The 15,965-nt window shown below is 44.3% G+C and carries 9 protein-coding genes; 5 read left to right on the top strand and 4 right to left on the bottom strand.

The features are described from left to right. Positions 1-8 precede the first annotated feature (8 nt). The 5 genes from H6H02_RS17805 (at position 9) to H6H02_RS17785 (ending at position 9,887) form a co-directional block, all read left to right on the top strand. The gene (locus H6H02_RS17805; RefSeq protein WP_190820159.1) at positions 9-326 is read left to right on the top strand and encodes a hypothetical protein; all 318 of its coding nucleotides are present in this window, start codon (positions 9-11) and stop codon (positions 324-326) included. Continuing rightward, positions 323-691 (top strand): aspartyl protease, encoded by a 369-nt coding sequence (locus tag H6H02_RS17800; protein ID WP_190820157.1) that lies wholly within the window; start codon positions 323-325, stop codon positions 689-691. The genes H6H02_RS17805 and H6H02_RS17800 overlap by 4 nt, the downstream gene beginning before the upstream one ends. Before the next feature lie 756 nt (positions 692-1,447). After that, complete coding sequence (locus H6H02_RS17795; protein ID WP_190820155.1) at positions 1,448-6,154, top strand: MHYT domain-containing protein; 4,707 nt, start codon at positions 1,448-1,450, stop codon at positions 6,152-6,154. A 445-nt stretch (positions 6,155-6,599) separates the two neighbouring features. Next, on the top strand, positions 6,600-8,423 hold the full coding sequence (locus H6H02_RS17790; RefSeq protein WP_190820153.1) for a GGDEF domain-containing response regulator: 1,824 nt from the start codon (positions 6,600-6,602) through the stop codon (positions 8,421-8,423). Positions 8,424-8,588: 165 nt separating this feature from the next. Beyond that, positions 8,589-9,887, top strand: coding sequence for a response regulator (locus tag H6H02_RS17785; RefSeq protein ID WP_190820151.1), 1,299 nt, complete (start codon positions 8,589-8,591; stop codon positions 9,885-9,887). A gap of 105 nt (positions 9,888-9,992) precedes the next feature. On the opposite strand, the gene H6H02_RS17780 is transcribed toward H6H02_RS17785, so the two are convergent. From H6H02_RS17780 to H6H02_RS17765, 4 genes are all read right to left on the bottom strand, one after another. After that, on the bottom strand, positions 9,993-11,543 hold the full coding sequence (locus H6H02_RS17780) for an ATP-binding protein (RefSeq protein WP_190820149.1): 1,551 nt from the start codon (positions 11,541-11,543) through the stop codon (positions 9,993-9,995). Positions 11,544-11,551: 8 nt separating this feature from the next. Next, positions 11,552-11,998: a response regulator gene (locus tag H6H02_RS17775; RefSeq protein WP_190820147.1), complete on the bottom strand. Its 447-nt coding sequence runs from the start codon at positions 11,996-11,998 to the stop codon at positions 11,552-11,554. Continuing rightward, positions 11,991-13,448, bottom strand: coding sequence for a sensor histidine kinase (locus tag H6H02_RS17770; protein WP_190820146.1), 1,458 nt, complete (start codon positions 13,446-13,448; stop codon positions 11,991-11,993). Before H6H02_RS17770 ends, H6H02_RS17775 begins: the two co-directional genes overlap by 8 nt. A gap of 355 nt (positions 13,449-13,803) precedes the next feature. Continuing rightward, complete coding sequence (locus H6H02_RS17765; RefSeq protein WP_190820144.1) at positions 13,804-15,279, bottom strand: heme peroxidase family protein; 1,476 nt, start codon at positions 15,277-15,279, stop codon at positions 13,804-13,806. Positions 15,280-15,965 lie beyond the last annotated feature (686 nt).

Genomic DNA, 15,965 nt, shown 5'->3' with positions numbered 1-15,965 from the left:
GCCAAGCCATGACTAAAACACAACCAATTCGTCGGCGTCGTCAAGGTAGATTATTCCCCGAATACACAATACCGCCAGAAGAACTAGTCAGACAAGAAGCTGAAAAAAATTCCCGTGGTAAGCGGTATCGGGAGATTTTTACACAAGTTAGTCCTCATCTAATGAATGACCATTACAACTGGTTCATTATTATTGAACCAAACAGTGGGGATTATTTTATTGATACCTCTGAAGAGATAGCTATCCAAAAGGCTCGTGAAAAATATCCTACTGGTATGGTAGGTATCATGCGTCTTAATGAAACCGGAACTTGCGGCAAGATATGATTCTAGGCAAGTTCGGTGAGATTGGAGAGCTAATTTTTGAAATTGATTTAATTGCAGATGATGGAGAAAAAATACCCATTGAAGTGTTATTAGATACGGGCTTTACCACAGGCTGGCTGGCACTCGATACTCAAGATGTCCAAAGCTTAGACTGGCATAAAGTTGAAAGTGAACGAGCTATGAAGCTGGCACGGGGCGAAGAGTTTTTTGATATATATCAGGGTAAAGTTGTAATAGATGAAGTTGAGTATATTATCCCAGTTTTAGCGGGAGCAGGAATTCCCGAACCTTTACTGGGTTTACAGTGGTTGAAAATGCTGCCACTATCGGTGAATTTTTCGGCGGGAGTGTTGACACTGGGGTAAAAGGAGAAAGCGATCGCACTTTTTTGGTTGAAATAGATAAAAGGCGCGATCGCAACCCTTTACCTTTGGAGGATGAGGATATCTGCTTGAGAATGATTGAATAGCGAAGTAAATGTGCTTGGCTTCGGCATTCCTCGCCGCACTTCTCGAATAACAAGTAGGAAAAGTAGGAAAAGTAGGCAATTCTACTTTCAAATCCGTTCGCCTAAATTGCAAGAACTGCTGAAGTTCTTTGTCCGCACGGCTTGTGAACCCATCGCTTAAAGTGATGGGTTCAGCGGATTGTCTGGTAAGTAATTTTACTAAGGCATATTTTAATAAAAAAATGCTAGCTTAGGTGGCTAACAGAACGTTACTGTACTGTCTTCCTTTGATGATTTAGTTGAATGTATTACCTTATGACATCAAAAATATCAAGTACCCAATTACAGACTTTCAAGCGAATTCTCGAAAGACTTTAATTGTCCAATTTTGGCAATGCTCATTGATTCATCTAAAAACGGAGGAAATTTGTTCTTTGGATGGACTTATTAGATGGGCTTATCAAATAGGACTTACGTGGATATCTCCTTTGTAAAGCGAACTTTGAGTTTCTTCTCCCTTTTAAATGCGGGTGGGGGGGATAAAAACGGGACTTGCAAGTTCAAGAAGACTGAGGGAGGCTAGGTTAAGGAAGACATTTAGAAATGTCTTCCTTTCCCTGGAAAACTTTTTTATATCGATTAATTTTTAGAGATTGGCGACATAGAAAAAGATATGCATAGCGCAATGGCTGGCACTTATAACATAAGTTTGATAATCCTTTCCTTTGCGATCGCAGTAATTGCCTCTTATACAGCCCTAGACTTAGCCGGACGAGTGCAGTCTGCTGTAGAAGTGGGGCGAGTGCGCTGGCTTCTAGGTGGAGCTGTGGCAATGGGAACCGGAATTTGGTCAATGCATTTCATTGCCATGCTGGCTTTCCAATTGCCACAGTCTGTTAACTACGACGTGTGGATCACCCTGTTCTCCCTGATGTGTGGGATTATTGCCTCAAGCATTGCTTTGTGGCTGCTGAGTCGCGCTGTTTCCATCCCGCTTGTCATCGGTGGCGGCGTTTGTATGGGAATTGCCATCAGTGGGATGCATTACACAGGGATGGCAGCCATGCAAATCCAGGCGACGATTGAGTATGACTGGAGATTGGTAAGCCTATCGGTCGCGATCGCAATCAGCGCGTCTTTTGCGGCGCTTTGGCTGGCATTTCGGCTCCAGGATCGCTCCTTAAAAGGACTACTATGGCAGAAATTTGGCAGCGCCTTCCTGATGGGAATTGCTATCAGCGGGATGCACTACACGGGAATGTGGGCAACTCACTTTATTCCCTACAAAGTCCTTCCAGTAGAGTCATCCTCCGCCATGACTCAGTCTTGGTTGGCGATCGCCATCGGGATTGCGACCCTGTTCATTTTGAGCTTAGCCCTGATATCCGCTCTATTCGATCGGCGTTTAACAGCGCAGTCAGTTCGAGAGCAAGCGTTACAGGAAAGTGAGAAACGCTTTCGGATGCTGATCCGGGAAATGCAGGTGGGAGTATTGCTGCTCAATGCTAATGCCGAAATTCTTATCTGCAATCAAGCTGCAATTCATCTCCTCAATCTCCAGTCAGAAGATTTAACGCATCAGGTATTTGGTGCAAATTGGTTGTCGCTGCAAGAAGATGGTACACCCTTCCCAACCGCAGAATTACCCGTGCAGTTTAGCATCGCCCAGCGCCGACCGATTCATAACATTGTTGTGGGAATCGAGCATCTTGAAACTCAAAATCACCGCTGGCTGCTAGTAAATGCCGACCCCCAGCTAGCAGAGGATGGAACTGTCGAGCGAATTGTTTGCACCCTCAGCGATATTACGAACCAAAAGCAAGCTGAAGCCGCACTGCGCCAAAGCGAACAGCGATTTGCTTTAGCGGTAGAAGGAGTTAACGGCGGGATTTGGGATTGGAATATTCCAGCAAATGATGTATATCTGTCGCCTCGCTGGAAAAATATGTTGGGCTATGAAGACTTAGAAATTCCGAATAGCATCGATACTATCAAGCAAATTCTGCACCCAGAAGACTCAGAGCGAGTGTTAGCGGTGATGCTTGCCTATTTAGCGAAGAAAATCCCTAACTACGAGCTAGAGTTTCGGGCATCCCATAAAGATGGTAGCTGGCGCTGGATTCTTACCCGTGGCGTGGCATTGTGGGATGAAACCGGCACAGCCTATCGCATAGCAGGTTCCCATACTGATATTACCGATCGCAAGCAGAGGGAAGAAGCACTGCAATTAATGGTTGAGGGAACAGCTTCTGCAACTGCTCATGAGTTCTTTCGCTCTTGTGTCCGCTATCTCGCCCAAGTTTTGGGAGTTCGCTACGCTGTAGTCGGTAAGTTTGCAGATGATACTAAAACTAGAGTGCAGACTTTGGCGTTCTGGACGGGTGAAGGCTTTGGCGAAAATTTCGAGTACGACTTGGCGGGTAGTCCTTGCGAAAACGTCTTGAAGGGAACGAGCGGTTTTTACCCATCCGAGGTACAAAAACTTTTTCCTGACTTCCAAGCGTTAGAGATGTTAGGCGCACAAAGCTACTGGGGAATTCCGTTAAGAGACTCGACTGGCGATACAATTGGCAATTTGGCGGTGTTGGATGTGCAGCCAATGGCTCACGATCCTGGCAAAGAAATGATTATGAAAATTTTTGTCGCCAGAGCGGGAGCCGAGCTAGAGCGGAACTTAGCGGAGGAATTGCTAACAAAACGAGCGGCGATGGACAGTTGCTTGAGCCGGATTTCTCGGACGCTGATTGACGAAGACTTAGATACTGCGATCGCTTTCACGCTGCAAGTCGTTGGCGAGTTTTTGGGGTGCGATCGCGCTTACCTGTTTGATTACTCCGATCGCCAAAGCGGCTGGAATATGACCCACGAGTGGTGCGGCTTTGGCATTCAGCCACTGATCGATCGGTTTCAAGGTTTACCCGTTGAAAATCATCACTGGGTTCACAGCCAACTTTTGAGTGGCAAAACGGTTCAATTTCCTGGCGAACGCCCACCTGTCGCCGCCGAACCAACCTTGACAAAACTCCAGTGCATCCAGTCCCGGCTTGCCGTTCCGACGCTTTACGCTGGTACGGTTGTCGGTTTTATGGGTTTGGATGCCATAAGCTCTTCTAAAGTCTGGAGTCAAGAAGAAATTAATTGGCTTAAATTAGTCAATGAATTCATTGCAGTGACTCAGGCACGTCAAGCAGCACAAGCCGCATTACGGGAGAGTGCAGAACGGGAAAAAGCGATCGCTTTCGTGATTCAGCGAATGCGCCAAACCTTAGAAATTGACAAAATTTTTAGCGCGACAACTGAAGAACTACGCCACGCGATCAAATGCGATCGCGTTGGTCTCTATCGTTTCCATCCCGACTGGAGTGGGGAATTTGTATCAGAGTCGGTAGCAGACGGCTGGAATTTGCTAGTACCCGAACAAATTCATCAATCTCAGCTAACCAAGGTTGCTGTTAACCAGGTGGATTGTACTGGCAAAACTTTTGGCGGTGCAGATGAGTCCATCCAAGATACTTATTTGCAAGCAACTCAAGGCGGGACTTATCGCCAAGGAACCAGTTATCGTTGTGTCCCAGACATCTACCAGGCTGGATTTGACGCTTGTTACCTAGAACTGTTGGAGCGCTTTCAAGCACGAGCTTATATCATTGTTCCGATCTTCCATAGCAATCAACTGTGGGGCTTGCTAGCAACTTACCAAAATTCCGGTTCTCGCCAATGGCAAGAGGCAGAAATCAAGATGGTCGTTCAGATTGGGGCACAGTTAGGAGTTGCCATCCAACAAGCAGAATTACTAGCGCGAACTCAACAGCAGTCTATTGAACTGATGATCGCCAAGGAAGCTGCTGATGCTGCCAATAGCGCTAAAAGCGAATTTCTTGCCAATATGAGCCACGAACTAAGGACACCCCTCAATGCCATCCTTGGTTTTACCCAGTTGATGAACCTCGATACCTCCCTATCTGCCGAACATCAGAAATATCTGGAGATCATCAGCCGCAGTGGCGATCATCTGTTGGCATTGATTAACGATGTTTTAGAGATGGCTAAAATCGAGGCGGGGCGAGTCACACTCCATGAAAATGACTTTGACCTGTATTGTCTGCTCAATAGTCTCGAACAGATGCTACAACTCAAAGCCACATCCAAAGGACTCTTGCTTAACTTTGAATGCACGGCGGCTGTCCCCCAATATGTCAGAACTGACGAAAGTAAACTGCGTCAGGTCTTGATTAACCTTCTCGGTAATGCCATCAAATTTACTGACCAAGGGAGCGTCACCCTGCGCGTTACAGGGGAAGAAGGAGTGGCGGAAAGCAGGAGTGTCGGGGAGCAAGCAGACAACTCCCCTCCCCTGCCTTTTATCCGTCTATTCTTTGAAGTGGAAGATACTGGCCCCGGTATTGACCCAAATGAATTCGATCGGTTGTTTGAAGCTTTTGGACAAACCACAGTTGGGCTGAAGTCTTGTCAAGGAACGGGTTTGGGTTTACCGATCAGTCAAAAGTTTGTCCGACTGATGGGGGGAGGAGCGATCGCTGTCAGTAGTCATCCAGGTCAGGGAGCCAAATTTACCTTTGACATTCAGGCAGGTTTGGTTCAGCAGATGGAGATTGAAACACCCCAATCTATCTATAAAAAAGTGATTGGTTTAGCTCCTGAGCAACCCAGCTATCGTGTTCTGGTTGTGGAAGATAAGCCAACAAATCGTCTTCTCCTCGTTAAGCTTCTGACTTACTTGGGCTTTGAGGTGCAAGAAGCTGAAAATGGTCAAGAAGCTGTAGCAATTTGGGAGAGCTGGGAACCCCATCTAATTTGGATGGATATGCGGATGCCTGTAATGAACGGCTATGAAGCTACCAAAAAAATTAGAGCTTCCTTAAAAGGTGAGGCAACCATAATTATTGCCCTAACTGCCAGCGTTTTTGAAGAAGACAGACAAATTATCTTGTCAGCTGGATGCGATGACTTCGTGCGTAAACCTTTTCGAGAAGAGGAACTACTCTTTAAAATGAACAAATATCTAGGGGTGCAATATCTCTACGAGGAGGAAGCATTGCCCACAGAAAGCAGAAATCAAAATCTACAAGAAGCTCCTGAGTCTGACATCCCGCTTCAGCTTGCCACCATGCCCTCTGAATGGATACAGCAGCTACACTATGCAGCTTCCCAAGGCAGCGATTTCTTGCTCATTCAGCTCCTTCAGGAAATTCCCCCAGAAAATTCGTTTGTTATAAATGCTTTGACCAATTTAGTCGAGAACTTTCAGTTTGAACAAATTATGGAATTAATTCAATCAACTCAGGCACCGCTGACTGGGGAAAACTTACAGCAAACCTCCCCCAATCTCTCGCCCCTTCTATCACATTATCAGCGCTAGTAAAATTCAAAAAACCTTGGTTTCAGGATGGGAAATAGGTTTTTTATAACTATCTTCCTTTACTCTCACAGATGCGCTACCGTGTACACACAAGTAACTTATTTGCTCAAAGCACTCCCAGACCTAACAAGAACAGCCCCTTCTCTCGTAGGGAAGGAGAGCATATTCACAGCCCCTCTCCGTCTCGGAGAGGGGTTTGAGGAGAGGTCTGCCGACTTGTGTCTACACGGTAGGGGGAATGATTCTAAAATTTCTCAAATGAGCAATTGCACAGTGTTTGGAGCGGGGATGAATAGATTGACAATCTTTGAAAGGCTGCTCCTTAACGGCAATTGATAAATAAACTATCAATAAAAAATGGTAGATTTTTAACAATACTGCGAACCAACGAGAATTTTTCAAAAATTGATGATACCAAACTCAAAAAAAATATTTTTATATTGCTATGGCAAAAGAAGATATTCTTATCGTTGATGACACTCCTGAAAACTTGCATTTTCTGTCTAGTCTACTCGTGAAACAAGGCTACACAATTCGCAAGGCATTGAGTGGACAAATGGCGCTGACAGCGGTAAAAACTGTCACTCCCGATCTAATTTTGCTCGATATTATGATGCCTAACCTGGATGGTTATGAAGTTTGTGAAAAACTGAAAGCCGATCCAAAAACTGCCGCAATCCCTGTAATTTTTTTAAGTGCTCTCAGCGAAGCTTTTAATAAAGTAAAAGCTTTTTCAGTCGGCGGAGCCGATTATATTACAAAACCTTTTCAATTTGAAGAAGTTTTAATTCGTGTTCAGAATCAACTAGAATTAAGAGCCGCAAAAATCCAGAATCAACAACTGAATGCCCAACTTGAAGAACGAGTAAAAGAGCGGACTTTTCAGCTAGAAGTAGCGAATCGAGAACTGAGGCGAGAAATCAACGAGCGGATGCTCCTTCAAGAACAACTCATAAAAATGGCACTTTATGACGATCTCACAGGGTTGCCTAATCGAGTTTTATTCATGGAGCGTCTAGAACAAGCTCTCAAACGCACCAAGGAACATTCAGGAGAGGCGTTTGCCGTGTTGTTTCTTGATTGCGATCGCTTTAAAGTAGTCAATGATTCCCTAGGTCATCTTGCCGGTAATGAACTGCTGATTAATCTAGCTCGTCGCTTAGAAAAATTACTTAGTCAACATCATACTGTGGCTCGGTTGGGCGGCGATGAATTTGCGATTATCTTGACAGACATTGGAAATATCAGCAGTGTACTCTTGATTGCAGATCAAATCCTTCAATCTTTCGCTTGTCCGTTTCAACTGAACAAACAAGAAATTTTCATCAACGCCAGTGTTGGCATTGCTTTGAGCAATCCTAATTACGAGCAATCGGAACATATATTGCGAGATGCAGACATCGCAATGTATCGTGCCAAGACCTTAGGAAAAGGTCAATACCAAATTTTTGACCCGGAGATGCACGATGCTGCAATTCAAGTTTTACAGCTAGAAAATGACCTGCGTAGAGCTATTGAACAGCAAGAATTCATTGTCCACTATCAGCCAATTCTTGCCCTTGATACCAGCAAGATTGTAGGATTTGAAGCATTAGTCCGGTGGTATCATTCTCAACGAGGAATGGTATCGCCTAGCTTGTTTATTCCTGTAGCAGAAGAAACAGGTTTAATTAACCAACTTGGCAATTGGGTTTTACGGGAAGCTTGCCATCAGCTTCAGCAATGGTATCAGGAAAAATTGCTCGACTATCCTCTATTTATGAGTGTCAATCTTTCAGCACGGCAATTTGCCCAGCCAGATTTAATTGAGCAAATTGACCAAATCCTCGCGGAAACCCAACTTAATCCTCAAAGCTTGAAGTTGGAAATCACAGAAAGTGTCCTGATGAATAATACTCAATCTGTAAAAGCGATTATGCATCAACTTCGAGAGCGTAAAATTCAATTATGTATTGATGACTTTGGTACTGGGTATTCTTCTCTGAGTTATTTATATAATTTTCCCGTTGATACTCTCAAAATCGACCGTTCTTTTATTAGTTACTTGGATGAAAGAGTAGATAGTTTAGGACTGATTCCGGCGATAATGAAAATTGCTCAGACCCTAAATATGAGCGTAATTGCTGAAGGAATTGAAACAAACGAACAGTTAGCTCAACTAAAATATTTAAATTGTGAATTTGGACAAGGATATCTATTTTCTAAACCTGTGGAGGGCAAAAAAGCAACAAACTTAATCGCATTGGATAGGCAGGAATATTTGGAATAAAGAGTTGTTTAATGATAATCAAGCTGGTTTTACCAATTAAATGCAACATCTTTTCAACCTGGTTAATGACTTTAAATAATCGTTATTCTGTAAAAGACTAACCATTTTAGATGCAACCCTAATCCACAGGTCAAAAATTTTGATACTCTTTTAACTTAAAATCTAATGGATTCCAAATCAGCAAATATCTTCAAAGCCGATATTCTGATAGTTGATGATACACCAGACAACATTCGCTTTTTATCATCTCTGTTGTTAGATAAGGGATATAACGTTCGTAAATCGATTAATGGTCAGATGGCCTTAACCGCAGCTAAGACACTTCCGCCTGATTTAATATTGTTGGATATTAATATGTCAGGTATGAATGGTTATGAAGTTTGCGAAAGGTTAAAAAAAGATACTGAGACTTCATCTGTACCCGTCATTTTCTTGAGTGCTTTGGATGATGTATTAGATAAAGTTAAAGCTTTTAATGTTGGGGGAGTAGACTATATTACCAAGCCTTTTCAAATTGAAGAAGTCTTGGCAAGAATTCAAAATCAACTAACAATTCAAAACCTTCAAAATCAGCTAAAAGGACAAAATACACAACTTCAAAAAGCTTTAGGCGACCTCAAGAAAGCTCAAGCACAACTGATTCAAAAAGAAAAAATGATTGGTTTGGGTCAATTAGCCGCAGGAATGGCTCACGAAATCAATAATTCTATTGGCTTTATCTCCGGTAATCTCGATCCGGCGTGCAAATATATTCAAGACTTACTAAATCTAATTTCTCTTTATCAGCAAGAGTACCCAAATCCTACTCCCTCTGTTCAAAAAGCAATTCGAGAAATTGACCTAGATTTTCTCGGTTCAGATATCCAAATGCTTGTAGGCTCAATGAAAACAGGTGTAGAACGTATCTGCACAATGCTTCTGGCTTTACGCATTTTCTCTCGCCTTAATGAATCAGATATTAAAGCTGTAGATATTCATGAAGGGCTGAATAGCACTTTGTTATTATTGCAGCATCGACTTAGGGGAGAAGGGAAACGTCAGGAGATTCAGGTAATTAAAAAATATGGGAATTTACCCTTAGTTAATTGTTATGCCAGCCAGCTTAACCAGGTATTTCTTAATCTTTTGAATAATGCGATTGATGCTTTAGAATCGGGGATTGGTCAAAAAGTTTCCGAATCATCAAGTCCAACGATTTGGATTAGTACAGAGTTGAGTGCTTGGGAAACGATAATTATCCGAATTAAAGACAATGGGATTGGCATTCCTGAAGAAATGCGATCGCGCTTATTTGACCCATTTTTTACAACAAAGCCCGTAGGCAAGGGCAGTGGGTTAGGGTTATTGACAAGTTATGAGATTGTGGTAGAAAAGCATAAAGGTCAGCTGACGTGTCATTCATTGCCGGAACAGGGTGCAGAGTTTACGATTGAAATTCCAGTACACCTTGTTAAGATTACATAAATTTTTAAACTAAGCCGAAAGCGGAAGAGACGCCACACTCAACTTTTGAGTTCCCTATCTATCGGCGGCTGGAGGAGTAAAATCTCCAAAATTTTTTTGTATTTCCTAAGATTCTTGGTGATGTAAATGGCGTGCCTGCGGGGGAGTTCGTCCCGGCGGCTGAGTGAATGGCAACGTAACGATAAATGTTGTCCCAACACCTACTTCACTTTCTACTTGAATCTCTCCCTGATGTAAATCTACACACATTTTGGCAATGGAAAGACCTAATCCGGTTCCTTGAATTCTCCCTACATTGCTACAGCGATGGAAGGTTTCAAACAGACGTTGTTTATCTTTTAAAGGAATTCCAATTCCTTCATCTTTCAAGCGGAAAGTTGCCTTTCTATTTTGAAAAACTACATCAAAGTGAATGTTGCCACCTTCGGGAGAATATTTAATCGCGTTGGAAAGTAAATTAGTGAAGATATGCTGCATCAGGACTTCATCCATTTCAACTTGGGGGCATTTACCTTGACAGCTAAAGATAATGTTGTGCTGTCTGCTAGCATTCGCTTGTAAAGTTGCGATGAGATCGCGGCAAAATTTTTCTAAATCGAGTTGTGCAGGTTTAAACTGAAGCCCACCTGCCTGAGTTTGACCTAAGACCAATACCTCATCTAAGAGATGGAGCATATTGCTGATAGCAGTTTCAATCCGCTCAAAGTATTCACTTCTTTTCTGTTCGGTCAAGCCCTGATTGTAAGCTCGAAGCAACTCCGCAGACATCCGAATTGTGGTCATGGGCGTGCGGAACTCATGAGAAACGATGGAAACGAAGTTTGATTTGAGTTGATTGAGTTCTCGTTCCTGTTCCAAGGCTTTGAGGATTTCAGTCATTGCAAGTTTGCGATCGCTAATATCTCTGCCTTCCACAATCAGCAGCACCACTTTCCCCGTTTCGTCCGTCAAGGGCTTTAGCGAAAAATCTATCCACAGCATCACATTCATATCGCCCTGCACCTGGATCTCATGACGGACAAAATGACCGTTCGCGGCATAGGCGATCGCATTTTTTAACCAATCCTGGCTTTCCTGGCAATAATTCCAACACTTTGTCTGCCACAGCAAGTGACCAACATAATCCTCTGATTGAAGACCGCTGAAGTTAAGAACTGTTTGGTTAACTTCCAGGATCTTTCCTTCTGGTGTCAACAACCCCATTAATTGAAATGTCTGTTCAAAAATCCCTCGGAAGCGGCGTTCGCTTTCGTGCAACTGCTTGAGAATTTGCCCCCGTTCAATGGCGTAGCGGATCGTCCGCATCAGCAATTGCATTGTAATTTGATTTTTGACGAGATAATCTTGTGCCCCTGTTGCCAATGCTTGTAGGGCAAGTTCCTCATCATCAAACCCAGTCAGCACCACAATCGGGATATCTGGTGCAGCTGCCCGGAATTGTGCCACCGTGTCCAGTCCATCCGAGTCGGGAAGAGAAAGATCCAATAAAGCAACATCCCAGGAGCCAGCGCTACAAGCATCAATTGCGTCACCCAGCCGCTCAACGTGTACTAATTGCCATCCTTCCTGATTTGAGCGCGAGAATAGTTGGCGTAGCAAGTTGGCATCGCTGGGGCTATCTTCCACTAAGAGGACTTGAATTGGCGTTTTATACATAACTGGGTTTACTCTAGTGGGAGTCTTACTGCTGCTAGCCAGAAATCGTTGATCAATTGCACAATCCGGATAAATTGTTGGATATCAACCGGCTTCGTCACGTAGCAGTTGGCACTGAGGTTATAAGACTTAAGTACATCCTCCTCATCGGCTGAGGTAGTGAGAACGACAACCGGGATACGTTTGAGATCGGGGTCTGATTTCACTTCCATGAGGACTTCGCGACCATCCATCCCTGGTAAATTGAGATCGAGTAAAATCAGGTCTGGACGTGGAGCGTTGGCATATTCACCTTCCTGTCGCAGAAATTCCATTCCCGCCTCGCCATATTCAACCCAGTGCAGGTTGTTAGCAATCTTAGCCTTTTTAAATTCTCGGATGGTTAAATTTGCATCGCTGGGAGAGTCTTCAATCAGCAATATTTCTACGGGTCGAAAGATATCGCGGCTATTCATAGGAGTTCGTGGCTTCTAAGGGTGAAGGGTCAGGAGTGAGGGGAATTGTAAAGTAAAATGTCGTTCCTACTCCTGGTTGCGATTCAGCCCAGATGTTTCCGCCGTGACGCTCGACAATTTTTTTGCACATAGCCAGACCAATGCCAGTACCGGGAAACTCTCGGCGGGTATGAAGACGTTTGAATATCTCAAAAATGCGATCGAGGTACTGTGGTTTGATGCCAATTCCATTATCACGTACCGAAAAGAGCCATTCCCGCTCTTTTAATTCTGCCGTAATGTGAACTTGGGGCGGTTCCTCACGGCGGAACTTAATCGCGTTGGCGATTAAATTTTGAAATAATTGGAGCCATTGGGTTTTGTCGCCATTTACCTGGGGCAGAGGGTCGTGGGTGATAGTAGCGTTACTTTCTGCGATCGCAACTTGCAAATTGTTTACCGCCTGACGCAACACCGTCTCCCCATCAATGGATACAAACGCTTGAGTGCGAGTGCTGACGCGGGAATAGGCGAGCAAGTCTTGAATCAACTGCTGCATCCGCGTTGCACCGTCTATCACATAAGCCATGTATTCTTGTGCAGACTCATCCAGACTGTTTTGATACTCCTGCGCTAACAGTTGGGTGTAACCTGACACTGCCCGTAATGGCTCTTGCAAGTCATGTGAAGCTACATAAGCAAACTGCTCTAGTTCTCGATTGGAGCGTTGCAAGTCGGTTGTGAGTTGCTCTAATTTCCGCTCTGCTTCTAACCGTTCGGCAATCTCAGTTTCTAAGGCAGCGTTTATCTCGGCAAGTTTTTGACCTGCCAGGACGCGATCGCGAATTTGCTTTCGCAGGAGAAAGTAAATCGCAATCAACAGGCTGAAACTCAACAAACCGCCAATACAAACAACCAGAATGGTTTGAGCAACGCTTCTATTTGTTGCCGCTGCGCGATGCTGCAATAACATTTGCTCTTCTTTTGCCATTGCAGTCAGTAGTTCTCTAATTTGCTCGTAGATCGCTGAGCCTCGATATGTAAAGGCAATTTGAGCGTTCCTGTCATCTCCTGGATTCTGCTGTCTTAGCTCAATGGATTCTTGTAGTCCCTTGAGTTTTTTGGCAATTAGAGGTTCGAGGAGATCGAGTCGCTGCTGTTGGAGAGGATTATCAGCCGTTAATGTCCGAAGCGTTTTGAAGCTGCTATTGCTTTCTTGGAGGCTCTGACGATAACTAGCCAGGTAAGTGTCTTTTCCTGTGATAATGTAGCCTCGCCTTGCTTTTTCGGCATTGTTGATTCCTGAAAGGGTTCCCTCAACCTCTCCCCAGACTTGATAGGTGTGAGCTACCCATTTAGAGTTATCCAGCAGCCTTTGGATGCTCCAGGAAAAAGTGACACCAACGCCAAACAACAAAAGCAGCGCCAGAGTAAATCCACCGCTAACCATTTTTTCTGATGGTTCTTTCATGCCTGTTTTTTCTTTCGAGCGATTGACTGGTGCAATTGACAACGCTGGGAGTCGGGATCTCCTGAGTTTCCGCCCCAACGACTGCTCAATCTCTTGGAGCAGATGAAGATGACCTAGAAATACTATAAACAACTAAAAAAAATCTAGCAGTCGATAGATGAATGGGAACAATACCAGCTTGGAGAAGAAGCCGGACGCCAATCGCTAAACCTTGCTACAGAAAAAAAGCGGGCAGATTTTCATCCAACCGCTTATCTCTTAGTGGAGAATAAATTTTGCTTACGGGCTTGTGGAAGCTATCACTCACAAGCGCGATCGGGACTGAGTCTTCCACAAGTTCCCACAAGTTAGCCCCTCAGCACTCAGTCGTTCCCGATGGAGAAAGTCCCGCAAACTTTAACAGATCAACCATCTTAAAGTCGTGCTCGTGCCCTAAAATCGGCTTCCACTTAGGGCATTGCCGAAGGTAGGATTTGCGATCGCCTTGTAGCAGACCGATGAATACTTCCGCAACAATGCGTCCGCCGACGGGGCCGAGTGTCTTACCTTGCGCTCTCAGCTCCGCTTCCTTCAAAATATAGAACCACAAGGGTGTTCGCTTGTCGAATCCCAAATCTTTGAGATCGCGCAGCTCGGATGGACTCAGGGGATCTATTTCCATTGCTCTGGCAACATCCTGACCGGATGGCAAGCTGAAGGTGAGGTGACGCAGCAGATTGCGCTGCGCCAGCGACCGGATTGGCTCCCCTTGTCCTGGCAAACCGGGTGCTGGAAACGGCAGAGTGAATAATGCGCTTGAGAGTTTAGGATCGATCTTTTTGTTGGGCTTGACTTTTCCGTTTTTGAAATCAAAGAAGGTATCCCAGTCAACAAATCTTCGAGGTGCGCGTTTGCCACCACGCAGGTCATCCGGGTCACAAAGATTAGGGTCTAAACTGAAATTGAAAATAGGTGCCCTAAACTCTGGCATATCCTGAGTGCCATGATTGGCGATGTATCCCGGTCTGACTTGGCTGTGACCGAAGCGATAGGCAGCGACCGAGAACTCGACTGGGATAAATGGCTTGTTGCGCCAGTTGTAGAACCGCCGACCTTTTTTCAGAATGTCATCCACCAAATCCTGTCCTACAGTTGTAGGCAGGAACTCATGCACGATAATCCACTGGTAGTGCCAGCGAACTAGCTCCTGTGCCTCGGTGAATGCATCATTCGGATCTTTGATTCCACTATCGATGACGTAATCCACAACATGATTGTGGAATTTTAGAAACGCCAATTGCATCTGAGAAATAATCGTGTTCTCATCATTCCTTGGGTCGCCGATGAGTGCCATATTTTGGCTATTTCGAGGGAGATCGTCCTTCGACCCTTCCCCACCCAATTTCTCAATCAGGAACTTGATGCCTCCGGTTGTTTTGTCATACAAGTGAGGACTGGCTGCACGACCCGAACCATAAACGTTATCTAGCTCTAGGAAAGGCGTTCGGAAATTTTCAATAGATTCTGGGTCAGTTTGTCGCTCAAGACTAGAGGTGGAATCGAAGGTCATATCATGATCCAGAAACTGCCCCAAAAAAGTGAACCCTGCGGTCATATTGGGGTTATCGGTGTTGCTAGGACTTCCAGGTACGGGGTCTGTTGCGTTTAAATCGTCTCCTGCATCCATCAAACCGCTTGGTTTCCCAAGCTCCATCAGCCTCTCGCGCACTGATTTGGAGTCGCTAGCAAAGGGAGGTAAGGATGGGAATAGCCGACCAAACTTTCCTTGATCGTAAGCAGTGGAGCGGGGTGGAACTTGGTCTCTTAGATACAGTTGTCCGTGTCTAGTCATTATGTTTCCTCCTTGTTGATTACCGTTTTATGTGGCGCTGGTTTTGACCTCTACCTCAAGCGAAGTTTCCGTTTTTCTTGCTTCCAGATTCCACAAAATTGGATTTTCAGTGTTTCTAATCAGCTAAGCTTTTTGAAAAATTTTTATCCGATTATCGATTTAGGAAGAGGTCGCAAAATTCGGATTCCTCAAAATCGATTTGGAATTTACCCTCTTTATCAGTAATTAAAAGAAGGGGAAATTCATGAAACTGGTATCTAATTAGACGATTTAAAATTGCAGATTGTGGGAGATTAGATAGTAATTAATTTCGGCAATTTAAATCGGCAATCGCAAAAGAAGATGGTACTACTTTCAGCCGATACTAATTTTCAGGTTGCCAGCCAAATCCCTTTGCTTTACAGATATAACCTTTGCTGAAAGTTTCTTGCCAGTCGCTTATTTTTGGTAACTCAGTTGAGTGTCAGTCGATTGAGCGACTTGAAAAATTTTTAATATTGTGCTATTGAAATCAAGCATTTGGGCGCGATCGCTACCCGGTAAATCCAAGTACGAACTAATGTAGTGAGCTGTACTCGCATATAGGTGCACTTGCGATCGCGCAATTTAGTCGGAAATTAAATAATCAGTTTCCTGGCAATCAACCACTTACAAAAGGCATATTTGTGGCGGAAAACTCCAGGCAG

Source organism: Coleofasciculus sp. FACHB-1120 (assembly GCF_014698845.1).
In the GTDB taxonomy this organism is placed as follows: domain Bacteria; phylum Cyanobacteriota; class Cyanobacteriia; order Cyanobacteriales; family FACHB-T130; genus FACHB-T130.
The sequence above is the reverse complement of the archived record's forward strand: the minus strand, read 5'-3'. Positions and strand labels throughout refer to the sequence as shown.

Bases quoted from the DNA above. Each gene is read 5' to 3' on its own strand.
- H6H02_RS17805 (WP_190820159.1), top strand. From the start codon at position 9: ATGACTAAAACACAACCAATTCGTCGGCGTCGTCAAGGTAGATTATTC.
- H6H02_RS17800 (WP_190820157.1), top strand. From the start codon at position 323: ATGATTCTAGGCAAGTTCGGTGAGATTGGAGAGCTAATTTTTGAAATT.
- H6H02_RS17795 (WP_190820155.1), top strand. From the start codon at position 1,448: ATGCATAGCGCAATGGCTGGCACTTATAACATAAGTTTGATAATCCTT.
- H6H02_RS17790 (WP_190820153.1), top strand. From the start codon at position 6,600: ATGGCAAAAGAAGATATTCTTATCGTTGATGACACTCCTGAAAACTTG.
- H6H02_RS17785 (WP_190820151.1), top strand. From the start codon at position 8,589: ATGGATTCCAAATCAGCAAATATCTTCAAAGCCGATATTCTGATAGTT.
- H6H02_RS17780 (WP_190820149.1), bottom strand. From the start codon at position 11,543: ATGTATAAAACGCCAATTCAAGTCCTCTTAGTGGAAGATAGCCCCAGC.
- H6H02_RS17775 (WP_190820147.1), bottom strand. From the start codon at position 11,998: ATGAATAGCCGCGATATCTTTCGACCCGTAGAAATATTGCTGATTGAA.
- H6H02_RS17770 (WP_190820146.1), bottom strand. From the start codon at position 13,448: ATGAAAGAACCATCAGAAAAAATGGTTAGCGGTGGATTTACTCTGGCG.
- H6H02_RS17765 (WP_190820144.1), bottom strand. From the start codon at position 15,279: ATGACTAGACACGGACAACTGTATCTAAGAGACCAAGTTCCACCCCGC.